The organism is Streptomyces sp. SID486 (genome assembly GCF_009865385.1).
GTDB lineage: Bacteria > Actinomycetota > Actinomycetes > Streptomycetales > Streptomycetaceae > Streptomyces.
On sequence record NZ_WWJT01000702.1, the window covers coordinates 18,878 to 31,645 of the forward strand.

A 12,768-nucleotide genomic window follows, 5' to 3' on the forward strand; every position below is an offset into this window, starting at 1 on the left:
GACCGGGGATCAGAACCCCCCGCCGAAGTCCCCACCCCCACCGCCGCCACCGTCACCGAAGCCGCCCCCGTCGCCGAAGCCGCCTCCGTCGCCGAAGCCGCCCCCGAAGTCCCCGGCGTCGAAGTCCGTGCCCGAGACGTCGCCGCCCTGGTAGCCGCCGGCGCCGAAGTCGCCGTACCCGGTGCCGTAGTCGGCGGCGTAGGACGGGGTGGCCATCACGCTGCCCAGTACCGTGCCGAAGAGCAGGCCCGGGAGGAGGCCGCCGCCGAAGTAGCCGCCTGCCCAGGGGCCGTAGGCCGGGCCCGCGTCCCAGTAGGGGCGGCGGCCGTACTCGGTGTCGACCTCGCGGATCACGGGGTCGCGGCCGTCGGCCAGGCGGGTCGCGTCGGCCGCGCAGACGGGGACCTCGCGTGCGGCGCCGCCGGGCGGGGTCCAGGTGGCGTCGGTGACCGAGGGGCCGTGCCGGGGGTCGAAGAAGCAGGGCGGGCGGCGCTCGGGGAGCGCGCGGTGTTCGCGCCTCGCGGACAGCTGGGCGAGGGAGAAGCGGCCGTCCTCCAGGGCCTCGGTGACCGTGCGGACGTCCTCCGGTTTTCGGGCCGCCGCCATGCGTTGCTTCGCGGTCTCGTAGGCGTCCAGGGCGCGCTCGTAGTCGGCGCGCATGGCGTCGTCGGCGCCCGGCTCCGAGGGGTGGAAGTCCAGGCGGTCGAGTTCCTCGCCGAACGCGGTGATGTCCTCGTCCACGACCACCCGCAGCCGGTCCAGGGCGGCCCGCTGCTCCTGCTCCCGGCGCCGGCGGGTGCGGCGGACCAGGGCGTACGCGCCGGCGCCGCCGGCCACGAGGACCGCGCCCGCCGTGATCAGCGCGGTGGTGGAGGCGCCGCCGCCGTCCCCGCCCGCGCCGCCCCAGCTCTTGGGGGCGTGGCCGCCCATGTTGGCCAGGGCCCGGTCGGTGAAGTCGGTCAGCTGGGCCTTGGCGTCCTCGCCCTGGACGCTGGTGACCAGGTTCCGCCGGGCCGTGGCCGACATGACGGAGGAGTCGGCGCGGGCGTCGAAGCGGTCGCCGAGGCGGATGCCGTAGAGGCCGGTGATCCCGGTGGCCGCGCGCAGGTCGGTGAAGAGGTTCGTGGTGCGGTAGCCGGCCGGGAGGACCGCGATGAACAGCGGTTTGTCCGCGTCCTTGATCCGGCCGGCGAGGGTGTCGGCGTCCGCCGCCGAGAGCTGGTCGCGGGCCGCCGGGTCGACGTAGACCGGGCTCGCTCGCAGGGCGCGGGCGATCGTGGAGACGCCGGTGTCCGTCCTCGTCCCGGGTGCGAACGCGGTCGCCAGGACCAGGACGAGGACGGCCAGCAGCAGGGCGGGGAGGCTTCGGGTCCGCAGCACGGCCTTCATGCTTCGAAACTACCCGAAACCCCACCTGACCGGTCAGTCGTCGTCTTCCGGGTCAGACCGCCCGGTATGCCTCCGCCAGCTTCTGCACCGCCTTTCCGTAGTGCCCGGTGAGCAGCAGGTGGTCGGCGTCGGCGAAGGGCTTCGCCACCGCCGCCGTGAGGTGGCCGTCCGTGTGCCGCTGGACCAGCAGCCGGGCCCTGGTGACCAGCGCCCGGCCCGTGCGGTCGTCGCCGTGGCGTTCGGCCGAGGCCGCCCGGGTGGCGAGGTCGCGCAGGGCGGCCGGGCCGCCCCGGGGCACGTGGGTGAGGGTGGTGAGGCCCCAGCCGTAGGGGAACTGGGGGTCGTAGGCCGAGTCGCCGACGTTGATCGGCAGCTGGGACTCCGACTTCGGCCAGGTGACCGGGAGCTGCCCGGTGAAGGGGCGCCTGCCGTAGAGGACGTCGGCGACGCCGTCGCCCTCGGTCCCGGGCAGCCAGGAGGCGACGAGGGCGTCGATCTCGCCGAGCCGGTCGCCGATCAGCTGCGGGCGGCCGGAGACGGTGAGCACCACGCACTTCATGGCGCCGCAGACCTTGTCGACGGCTGCCTGGTCGGCCGCGGACAGCGACAGGGAGTGTCCGTTGCCGACGTCTCCGACGCCCTCGGCGTACGGGGTCTCGCCGACGACGACCACACCGACGTCGTAGCCGCCGGTCGGGGCCGAGGCGTCCTTGGAGTAGGTGACGTCCCCGCCCGCCCTGCGCAGACCCTGGAGGATGGTCGTGCCGGGAACGGTGTCGCCGGAGGCGCCCTGCCAGGTGAGGGTCCAGCCGCCGGTCTGGTTGCCGATGTCGTCGGCGTTGGACCCGGCGACGTACACCTTCTGCCTCTTCTTCAGCGGCAGCAGTCCGCCCGTGTTCTTCAGCAGGACCTGGGACTCGGCTGCCGCCTGGCGGGCCACGGCCCGGTGCGCCGCGGAGCCGATGGCGGCGGCGCCCCTGGTGTCGGCGTACGGGTGCTCGAAGAGCCCCAGCTGGAACTTCTCGGTGAGGATGCGGGAGACGGCGTCGTCCACGCGGGCCTCGCTGATCCGGCCCGCCTTCACCTCGTCGACGAGCGTGGCGGTGAAGTCCTTGTAGCCGTACGGCACCATCATCATGTCCAGGCCCGCGTTGACGGACGTGCGGACGTGGGCGGCGTAGTCGCCGGGCAGCTGGTCGATGGCGTTCCAGTCGCTGATGACGAAGCCGTCGAAGCCCAGGCGGTCCTTGAGGACACCGTTGATCATGTCGCCGCGGGCGTGCATCTTCACCGCGCCCTTGCCGTCGCCCACGATGTCCAGGGACGAGTACGACGGCATGACCGTGCCGACGCCCCGGTCGACGGCCTCCTCGAACGGCGCCAGGTGGATGTTCTCCAGCTGCTCGCGGGTGACCGTGGTGACGCCCTGGTCGAGGGTGTACGTCCCCGTGGTCGAGGAGCCGTACGCGGTGCCGCCGTCGCCGAGGAAGTGCTTGGCGGTGGCGAGCACCTTGTCGGCGCGGTCCAGGTCCGTGCCGTTCGCGCGGCCCTGGAGGCCCTGGATCACCGTCTCCATGGAGTCGACCAGGGCGGGGTCCTCGCCGAAGGACTCGTAGGCGCGGCCCCAGCGTTCGTCGCGGCTCACGCACAGGCAGGGCGCGAAGTCCCAGGGGACGCCGGTCGCGCGGACCTCGGCGGCGGTGACCGCGCCCGTCCGCTCCGCCAGCCGGGGGTCGCGGGTCGCGCCGATGCCGATGTTGTGCGGCATGACGGTGGCGCCGGAGAGGTTGTTGTGGCCGTGGACCGCGTCGACGCCGTAGATCAGCGGGATCTGGAAGCGGGTCGCCTGGGTGCGCAGCTGGAAGGCGTCGATCATCTTCGCCCACGCCCCGGGGGTGTTGGGCGTGGGGGTCGAGCCGCCGCCGGAGAGCAGGGATCCGAGGTCGTAGGCGGCGATGTCACCGGGAGCCGTCATGGCGCCGCGCTCGGCCTGGGTCATCTGGCCGGCCTTCTCCGCCAGGGACATGCGGCCGACCAGGTCGGCCACCCGCTTGCGGATCGGCAGCCTCTTGTCCAGGTAGGGCAGCCCGTTCGCGTCGACGACGACCTGCGGGGCCTCGGCGGGAGCCTTGGCGCCGGTGACGTCGAGCTTCAGCGGGACGGTCTCGGCGGGTTCGGCCGCCCGGTCCCGGCGGGTGGGCACGGCGATGGTCCGGGTGGCGCCGGACGCGGTGCCGGCCGGGAAGGTGAGAGTGCCGGAGACGGGGGTGTAGTCCTGGCCGGAGGTCGCGGTGCCGTCCGCCGTGGCGTAGGTGACGGTCACCGGGGCGGTGAGGGGCTGTGCGCCGGTCGTGGCCACGGTGACCTCGACCTTGGCGGTCGCGCCCTCCTTGACCGGGTGGACGGGGGCGTCGGTGGTGACGGAGGCGGTCAGCGCCTGGTCCGGCGTCCCGTACAGCTCCACGTCGTCCATGGCGAAGTCGCCCTTGGTGCCGGCCGGGAGGGTGAGGGCGTAGCCCCACATCTCCTTGAGGCCGAGGACGTGGTCGATGCCGCCGACGGGCTGGTAGTCGGTGCGGTAGGTGAAGTCGGTGAAGGGGAGCTCGATCCGCTTCCAGCCGGTGAAGTCGTCGGTGAAGGAGGTGGTCCAGAGTTCGGACGCCTCGCCGTTCGCGCCGCCGTCCTTGATCTCGAAGGGGATCTTCCTGCCGTTGTTCCGGCCCTCCCACCAGAAGCGGATGCCCCGGTGGGCGGACCAGTCGTGGGCGGGCGCGGTGGCGGCGAAGTCGTGGGTGAAGCCGCCGTAGCCGCTGATGTCGTAGCTGCCGGCGAGCACCTTGCCGCCCTCGGGGGCGTCGGCGCGGCCGGCGAGGCGGAGGGTGGGCGGGTCGTCGGTGTCGCCGCCCCAGGTGAAGATGCCCTCGGCGGGCTGGGCGGCGAAGGGCACCTCGCCCTCGAAGCGGTCGACGGGTGCTGGCGCCGGGTCGTCCGCGGCTTGCGCGGTCGCCCAGGGGAGCAGACCGGCCAGCAGTGCGGCGGAGGCGAGCAGGGCGGTTCTTCGCATGGACCTTCCCTCGGCTCTCGTGGTTCACTCAGGGCTTAGCTCACGGCGTGAGTTAACTAAGGGCGCTTCAGCACGTCAAGACGCCCCGTCAGCCCTGTCGACCCGAGAGGAAGGGCGACGCACCATGAGGAGAACCCCCCGCACGGTCCGGCTGCTGCTCGCCGGGCTGCTCTCCGCCGCCGGTGTCAGCGTGGCCGTACCCCCCGCGCACGCGGCCGGTGAGCAGGTCACGGCCTATCTCACCACCACCGACGACTCCGCCGGCCGGCACGTCGTACGCGGCCTGCAGGCACAGACGCCGTTCGCCTTCCAGTCCGGGACCGGTGGCGGCGGCGAGAACATCACCGTGGACGAGAACACCCGCTACCAGACCTTCACCGGGGGCGGCGCGTCCTTCACGGACACCGCCGCCTGGCTGATGAACAGCAGCGGAGCGCTGTCGCAGAGCACCCGGGACGCGACCATGCGCAAACTGTTCTCACCCACGGACGGCATCGGACTGTCGTTCCTGCGCAACCCGATGGGCGCCTCCGACCTGGCGCGCTACGGCTACACGTACGACGACGTGCCGGCCGGCCAGAGCGACGCGTCACTGGCGAAGTTCTCCATCGCGCACGACCTGGCGGACGTGGTGCCGCTGACGAAGCAGGCACTCCAGCTGAACCCGTCCCTGACCGTGATGGCCTCGCCGTGGACGGCGCCGGCCTGGATGAAGGACAGCGGCTCGCTCAACGGGGGCTGGCTGAAGTCCGAGGACTACGGGGCCTACGCCTCCTACTTCGTGAAGTACCTCCAGGCGTACCGGGACCAGGGCGTCAACGTCTCGTACGTGACCGCGCAGAACGAGCCGACCTGCTGTTCCGGCTACCCGTCGATGAGCTGGAACGCGAGCGGGCTCGCGTACTTCACCAAGAGCGAGCTGCTGCCGAAGCTCGCCGCGGCCGGCCTGACCACGAAGGTGCTGGCACACGACTGGAACTGGGACGTGTACGACTCCTACGCCGCCCAGACCGTCGACGACCCGGCGGTGCGCAGCCACCCGAACTTCGGCGGCATCGCCTGGCACGGCTACGGCGGTGACATCGCCAAGCAGACGAGCGTGCACAACCAGTACCCGGCGCTGGACGCCTTCGGCACCGAGCACTCCGGCGGCACCTGGATCGCCAACCAGCAGCGCGAGGACATGTCCAACATCATCGACTACACCCGCAACTGGGCGAAGTCGGTGACCAAGTGGTCGCTGGCCGTGGACCAGAACATGGGCCCGCACAACGGCGGCTGCGGCACCTGCACCGGCCTGATCACCGTGCACGACGGGGACGGCGCGAGCGGGACGGTCGACTACACGGTCGAGTACTACACCATGGGCCACCTGACGAAGTTCGTCCGGCCCGGCGCCCAGCGCATAGCCTCCACGGCGTCCACCGCGGTGCCGAACGTGGCCTGGCGCAACCCGGACGGCAGCAAGGCGCTGATCGCGTACAACGACGGCTCCGCGGCGAAGACGGTCACCATCGACTGGGGCGGCCAGCACGCCACTTACTCGCTGCCCGGGAAGACCTCGGCGACCTTCACCTGGTCCGGCACGCAGTCCGGCGGTGGCGGCACGTCCGGCGCCTTCGTGGGGCTGGCCGGCAAGTGCCTCGACGTGGCGGGCGGTTCGAGCGCCAACGGTACGGCGGTGCAGCTCTACGACTGCAACGGCTCCACCGCCCAGCAGTGGACCGTCCAGGCCGACGGCTCGGTCCGGGCGCTCGGCAAGTGCCTGGACGTGACCTCCGCCTCGACGGCGAACGGGGCCAAGGTGCAGTTGTACGACTGCAACGGCAGCGGCGCCCAGCGGTGGTCGTACGACGCGGCCACCGGTGACGTCGTGAACACGGCGGCGGACAAGTGCCTCGACGTCACCGACAACTCGTCGGCGAACGGGGCCCGGGCGCAGATCTGGTCCTGCACCGGGGCCGCCAACCAGAAGTGGGCCCTGCGGTAGGACCGTGGCACGGAGCCCGCGGCACACGGGGACCGCGGGGTGCGGGCCGGCCGGCGGCAGGAGGGGCGGGCGGGCGCGGGCGGGTGCCCGTTCCGCCCCGGGCTCGCCCGGAGTGCGTGCTGAGCGGCGTGCGCCCGTGCGCTGGGGGACGATGAAGGAGACCGGCCGTCCCTGACCCTTTGCGTCCCTGGAGTCTTCATGACGACACCGCAGGATCTGTTCCTCGTCAGCCTGGACATCCCCCGTGAGGAGCCCGTCGAGCAGGGGGACCTGTCCCTGGCGCTGGCCGGGGCCGAGCTGATCGACCTCCTCGGCGTCCGGGCGCTCAGCGTGGCGGGCGGGCGGATCGTGCCCGGGGCGGGGCCGGCGACGGGTGACCGGCTGCTGGACGAGGCGGGCGCCGCGCTGGTCCGGACGGAGCCGTACGAGACGGTCGAGGACTGGCTGTGGCGGCGCGGGCAGGGACTGGCCGTCGCCTACCGGGACGCCCTGGAGGCCGCGGGACAGCTCACCGGCAGGCGGCGGCAACGGCTGGCACTGCGCGACAAGGACGACCCCACGGCCGACACCCCCGCCCGCCGGCACGCGGCCGACCGCTGGTGGTCCCACGAACCGGTCCTGGCGGGCCTCGCCTCCACCCTGGGCATCCCGGACGACCGCCCCGCCGCTCCCGAGCCCGACGACGAGGCGGTGGTCACCGTGCTGCTGGCGGTCGGCGACGCGGTCACGGAGCTGGAGGCGGTGCGGGAGCGGCGCCGCATCGAGAACATCGCCTTCGACAACATCTGGCGGGCGCCCTGAGCGTCACAGGATCAGCTCGCCGATCCCGAGCAGGTTCCCCTCGCTGTCCCGGAACCAGGCACCCCGCTCCCCCCGCGCGTTCTTGCTCGGGTAGTTGCCCTCGATCTCGGCGATGCCGTCCCGGGTCCGGAAGCCGGGCACGTCGATCTCCTCGAAGACCACGCCCCGGCGGCGCAGCTCGGTGACGGCCGCCTCGATGTCGTCCACCTCGAAGGCCATCTGGGTGAAGGTGCCGGGCGAGGCCCCCGTCGAGCGGAACACGACGAAGTCCACACCCGAGCACCGGTACAGCAGCCCGCCCGGCCGTTCGTCGACCGGGCGCAGGCCGAGCATGTCCGCGTAGAAGCGCCGGGCCCGGTCCAGGTCCCGCGCGGGCAGCCGGGTCGCCACGCGGGCCCCGGCCAGCACGTCACTCGCGTGTGAGGTCATGCCTCCACTGTGGCCTACTCGGCCGGCTGCACGCCCGCGCGGAGGAGGCCGTACGTGTACGCGTCCTCCAGGGCCTGCCAGGAGGCGGCGATGACGTTCTCGGCGACGCCGACCGTGGCCCACTCGCCCGAGCCGTCGGAGGTGGAGATCAGCACGCGGGTGGTGGACGACGTGCCGTGCTTGCCCTCCAGGATGCGGACCTTGTAGTCCACCAGCTCCAGCTTGGCCAGCTGCGGGTAGATCTTCTCCAGCGCCACGCGCAGGGCGCGGTCCAGGGCGTTGACCGGGCCGTTGCCCTCCGCGGTGGCGACGATCCGCTCGCTCTTGGCCCACAGCTTCACCGTGGCCTCGTTGGCGTGGGTGCCGTCGGGCCGGTCCTCCACGATGGCCCGCCAGGACTCGACCTCGAAGTACTTCAGCGGCCTGCCCTCGACCTCGGCGCGCAGCAGGAGTTCGAAGGAGGCGTCGGCGGCCTCGTAGGTGTAGCCCCGGAGTTCCCGCTCCTTGACGCGTTCGACCACCCGGCCGACCAGCTCGCGGTCGCCGCCCAGGTCGATGCCCAGCTCCTTGCCCTTCAGCTCCACCGAGGCGCGGCCGGCCATGTCGGAGACCAGCATGCGCATGGTGTTGCCGACCAGCTCGGGGTCGATGTGCTGGTACAGGTCGGGGTCGACCTTGATGGCGGAGGCGTGCAGGCCGGCCTTGTGCGCGAAGGCGGAGACACCCACGTACGGCTGGTGCGTGGACGGCGTCAGGTTGACGACCTCGGCGATGGCGTGCGAGATGCGGGTCGTCTCGCGGAGCCTGCCCTCGGGCAGCACCTTCTTGCCGTACTTCAGTTCCAGGGCCGCGACGACCGGGAACAGGTTGGCGTTGCCGACGCGCTCGCCGTAGCCGTTGGCCGTGCACTGCACGTGGGTCGCGCCGCCGTCCACGGCGGCCAGGGTGTTGGCGACCGCGCAGCCGGTGTCGTCCTGCGCGTGGATGCCCAGCCGGGCCCCGGTGTCGGCGAGGACGGTGGAGACGACGGCGTGCACCTGGGCGGGGAGCATGCCGCCGTTGGTGTCGCACAGCACGACGACGTCGGCGCCGGCCTCGGCGGCGGTGCGGACGACCGCCTTCGCGTACTCGGGGTTGGCGCGGTAGCCGTCGAAGAAGTGCTCGCAGTCCATGAAGACCCGGCGGCCCTGGTCCTTCAGGTACGCGACGGTGTCGCGGACCATCTCCAGGTTCTCCTCCAGGGTGGTGCGCAGCGCCAGCTCCACGTGCCGGTCGTGCGACTTGGCGACCAGGGTGATCACCGGTGCGCCGGACTCCAGCAGCGCCCTGACCTGCGGGTCCTCGGCGGCTTTGGCGCCGGGGCGGCGGGTGGCGCCGAAGGCGACCAGCTGGGCGTGCCTGAAGTCGATCTCCGCCTGCGCGCGGGCGAAGAACTCGGTGTCACGGGGGTTCGCCCCGGGCCAGCCGCCCTCGATGAAGCCGACGCCGAAGTCGTCCAGGTGCCGTGCGATGGCGAGCTTGTCCGCGACAGTGAGGTTGATGCCCTCGCGCTGCGCGCCGTCGCGCAGCGTGGTGTCGAAGACGTGGAACGAGTCGTCGAGCTCGCTGGTTGCCGTCTCGGTCATGGTCTCAAGGCTCCTGTTGTGAATCTTCGGTCTTACCGGAATGACCGGCTCCACCGTCCCCCCAATACTCCCTCGCGCTCCGTTCCCGGCTGAAGGTGGGCCGGAAAACGAAAAAACCCCTCGCGGGTGCGAGAGGTCTGCGCGCGGGTCGAGAACGACGGTGGCCACCCGCACCTGGTCGTACGAGGTGGTCACTGCGGACCGGCGCGCCTGCTGCCAATAATCACGGCGAACGAGAGCACGGGGGAAGTCTGGCACAGTGCCGCCCCCGGCTCACCGCCCGTCTCAGGATGCGGTCGTCACGGTGGACTCCCCCGATCCGTCGGTGGCCTTCACCCGGGCCAGGTCCAGGTCCTTCGTCTCGCGCATGGTGACGTACACCACCAGGGACACCGCGGCACAGGCGGCCACGTACCAGTAGAAGCCGGACTCGACGCCGCCCTTCTTGAACCACAGGGCGACGTACTCCGCGGTACCGCCGAACAGGGCGTTGGCGACGGCGTAGGGCAGGGCCACACCGAGCGCGCGCACTCCGGTCGGGAACAGCTCGGCCTTCACACAGGCGTTGATGGAGGTGTAGCCGGTGACCACGACCAGCGCGAGCAGGGCGAGGCCGAGGGCGGACCAGTAGCCGTCGGCGTGCCGGAGCAGGGTCATGATCGGGACGGTGAGGAAGGTGCAGCCCACGGCGAAGGTGATGAGCAGCGGGCGGCGGCCGATCCGGTCGGACAGGGCACCCGCGAGCGGCTGGAGCGCGGCGAAGACGATCAGCGCGGTGAAGGAGACCAGGGTGGCCGTCTCCTTGGACAGCCCCGCGGAGTTGGAGAGGTACTTGGTCAGGTAGGTGGTGTACGTGTAGTAGGCCACCGTGCCGCCCATGGTGAGGGCGACGACCAGGAACGCCTCCCGCCGGTGCTGCCACAGGGCGCGCAGGGTGCCGCGGTCGTCGGTGTGCGAGGTGTCCCCGGCGTACACCTCGGTCTCCAGCATGCTGCGGCGCAGGTAGAAGACGACGGCCGCGCCGAGGGCTCCCACGACGAAGGGGATGCGCCAGCCGTAGCTGTGCAGGGCGTCGTCGGACATGGTGCGCTGCAGGACGATCTGCAGGCCGAGGCCGACGATCTGGCCGGCGGTCATGGACACGTACTGGAAGCTGGAGGCGAAGCCGCGCCGGGCCGGGTCCGACGCCTCCGTCAGGTAGGTGGCGCTGGCCGCGTACTCACCGCCCACCGACAGGCCCTGGAGCAGGCGGGCGACGAGCAGGACGAACGCGCCGCCGTAACCGGCCACCGCGTAGGTCGGGGCCACGGCGATCAGGACCGCCGACGCCGACATCAGCGAGACGGTCAGCGTCAGTGCCGCCTTGCGGCCCTTGCGGTCGCCGACCCTGCCCAGCAGCCAGCCGCCCACGGGCCGCATGAAGAAGCCGACGGCGAAGATGCCGGCCGTGTTCATCAGCTGGGCGGTGGGGTTGCCGCTCGGGAAGAACGCGCCGGCGAAATAGGTGGCGAAGCTCGCGTACACGAACCAGTCGAACCACTCCACCATGTTGCCGGCGGAGCCGACCCAGATCTTCTTCCAGTGTTCTCGTCCCATGCGCCGTTACCTGCCCGGCGGCGGAGTGAACGATTCCTTCACCCCCGGCGGGGGTGACGCGGATCAGGCGTCCGGGACGAGCAGTGCCTCGGTGAGGAACTCCCGGACATGGGCCAGTACTTGCTCCCGGCCGGTGCCGCGCAGCCCGATGGCGACATGGATGGAGAACCCGTCGAGCAGCGCCCGCAGCCTGGTCGCGAAGCGGTCCGCGTCGACCGGCCGGAACTCCCCGCGCGAGATGCCCTCGGCGACCAGGGCGACCAGGTCGCGGTGCCAGGCGCCCTCGATGGCGGCCTGCCGGGCCCGCGCGTCGTCGTCGGCGTTCTGCGAGCGGTTCCAGACCTCCAGCCAGAGCGTCCAGTGCGGGTCCCGGTGGCCGTCGGGCACGTACAGGTCCACATAGGCGGCGAGCCGCTCGCGGGCCGGGCCGCCGCCGGTGAGCAGGCGGCCCCGCTCCGCGCCGAGCCGCCCCTCGCTCCACTCCAGGGTGCGCAGCAGCAGCTCGTCCTTGGAGCGGAAGTAGTAGAGCAGGTGCCCGCTGCTCATGCCGACCTCCCGGCCGAGCGCGGCCATGGTCAGCTTCTCCAGACCGCGCTCGGCGATCATGTCCATCGCACTGGCGAGCACGTCCTCGCGGGGCGGGGCGGGGGTGCGGCGGCGGGGCGGGGGCGCCGTGCTCATGCGGGGACCTCCCCTACGGCGTCCGGGCGGAGGCGGGCGGGGCGTTCGGGCAGCTCGGGCAGCGGGCGCGGGGGCTCGCCGGGACGGCGGCCGCGGGCCGCGCACACCAGGACGTTCACCCGTATGTTCTACCCGACCGGCGCCGTCACCGGACCTTCGGCTGCTGCTGGGTGATGCAGTGGATGCCGCCGCCGCCCGCGAAGATCGCGCGGGCGTCCACGAGGGTCACCGTGCGCTCGGGGAAGAGGCGGCGGAAGATGCCGGCGGCGATCTCGTCGCGCGGGTCGTCGAAGCCGCAGAGCACGACGCCGCCGTTGCAGATGTAGTGGTTGATGTAGGAGTAGTCGGCCCAGTGTCCGTCGGCCTCCAGGACGGTCGGCGCGGGCACCTCCACGACCTCCAGCGCGCGGCCGCGGGCGTCGGTCGCCGACTTCAGCAGGCCGATGACCTCCTTGGTGACCTCGTGGTCGGGGTGGGCGGGGTCCGGCTGGTGGTGCGCGACCACGACACCGGGGCGGGCGAAGGCGGCGACGATGTCGACGTGGCCGAGGGTGCCGAAGCCGTAGGGCGGGTAGTCGCCGGTCAGGCCGCGGGGCAGCCAGATCGCCTTGCTGGTGCCGAGGTGGGCGTGGATCTCGGCCTCGACCTCCTCCCTGGACCAGTGCGGGTTGCGCTCGGCGCCGAGCTGCACGGTCTCGGTGAGCAGGACGGTGCCCTCGCCGTCGACGTGGATCGCGCCGCCCTCGTTGACCAGCCGGGAGGCGTACGTCTTCGCCCCCGCGAGGTCGCTGACGTACGCGGCGATCTTCGAGTCGTGCTCCCAGCGCGCCCAGTCCTGGGCGCCCCAGCCGTTGAACGTCCAGTCCACGGCGCCGAGTTCGCCCTTGTCGCTGGTCAGGAAGGTGGGGCCGATGTCCCGCATCCAGGCGTCGTCCAGCTCGCGCTCGACGGTGTCGACGCCCGGCCCGAGCAGTGCCCGGGCCTGTGCGGACTGGCCGGGTCCGCACACGACCGTCACGGGCTCGAAGCGCAGCACGGCGCGGGCCACCGAGGCCCAGGCGACGCGGGAGAGGCGCAGGTCCTCCGGGTCCTCGAAGGTGGGGTTGGGGCCCGGCCACGCCATCCAGGTGCGCTCGTGCGGGGTCCACTCGGCGGGCATGCGGAAGCCGTCGGCGGCGGGGGTGGTCATGTCG

General features: G+C 72.3%; 9 protein-coding genes. 2 read left to right on the forward strand and 7 right to left on the reverse strand.

The genetic code is table 11. The features are described 5' to 3' along the window. Positions 1 to 9: 9 nt before the first annotated feature. On the reverse strand, positions 10 to 1,389 hold the full coding sequence (locus tag GT045_RS32840; RefSeq protein WP_161336430.1) for a hypothetical protein: 1,380 nt from the start codon (positions 1,387 to 1,389) through the stop codon (positions 10 to 12). A 52-nt stretch (positions 1,390 to 1,441) separates the two neighbouring features. Beyond that, positions 1,442 to 4,453 (reverse strand): glycoside hydrolase family 3 N-terminal domain-containing protein, encoded by a 3,012-nt coding sequence (locus GT045_RS32845; RefSeq protein WP_161336431.1) that lies wholly within the window; start codon positions 4,451 to 4,453, stop codon positions 1,442 to 1,444. A gap of 124 nt (positions 4,454 to 4,577) precedes the next feature. Here GT045_RS32845 and GT045_RS32850 point away from each other — a divergent pair, with 124 nt between their 5' ends. Then, positions 4,578 to 6,443, forward strand: a complete 1,866-nt coding sequence (locus GT045_RS32850; protein ID WP_202529238.1) for a ricin-type beta-trefoil lectin domain protein — start codon at positions 4,578 to 4,580, stop codon at positions 6,441 to 6,443. A 198-nt stretch (positions 6,444 to 6,641) separates the two neighbouring features. After that, on the forward strand, positions 6,642 to 7,244 hold the full coding sequence (locus tag GT045_RS32855) for a GPP34 family phosphoprotein (RefSeq protein ID WP_161336433.1): 603 nt from the start codon (positions 6,642 to 6,644) through the stop codon (positions 7,242 to 7,244). A 3-nt stretch (positions 7,245 to 7,247) separates the two neighbouring features. On the opposite strand, the gene GT045_RS32860 is transcribed toward GT045_RS32855, so the two are convergent. The 5 genes from GT045_RS32860 to GT045_RS32880 all read right to left on the reverse strand — a co-directional run bounded on the left by GT045_RS32860 (position 7,248) and on the right by GT045_RS32880 (position 12,764). Beyond that, a complete protein-coding gene (locus tag GT045_RS32860; RefSeq protein WP_161290823.1) occupies positions 7,248 to 7,673 on the reverse strand; it encodes a VOC family protein in 426 nt (141 codons plus the stop codon). Positions 7,674 to 7,687: 14 nt separating this feature from the next. Further along, positions 7,688 to 9,298, reverse strand: coding sequence for a citramalate synthase (gene cimA, locus GT045_RS32865; protein WP_161290821.1), 1,611 nt, complete (start codon positions 9,296 to 9,298; stop codon positions 7,688 to 7,690). Between the two features lie 285 nt (positions 9,299 to 9,583). Continuing rightward, the gene (locus GT045_RS32870; RefSeq protein WP_161290819.1) at positions 9,584 to 10,894 is read right to left on the reverse strand and encodes an MFS transporter; all 1,311 of its coding nucleotides are present in this window, start codon (positions 10,892 to 10,894) and stop codon (positions 9,584 to 9,586) included. A gap of 63 nt (positions 10,895 to 10,957) precedes the next feature. Next, entirely contained in the window at positions 10,958 to 11,575 is a 618-nt protein-coding gene (locus tag GT045_RS32875; RefSeq protein ID WP_161336434.1) for a TetR/AcrR family transcriptional regulator, read from the reverse strand. A gap of 145 nt (positions 11,576 to 11,720) precedes the next feature. Further along, positions 11,721 to 12,764 (reverse strand): agmatine deiminase family protein, encoded by a 1,044-nt coding sequence (locus GT045_RS32880; protein ID WP_161287172.1) that lies wholly within the window; start codon positions 12,762 to 12,764, stop codon positions 11,721 to 11,723. Positions 12,765 to 12,768: the final 4 nt, after the last annotated feature.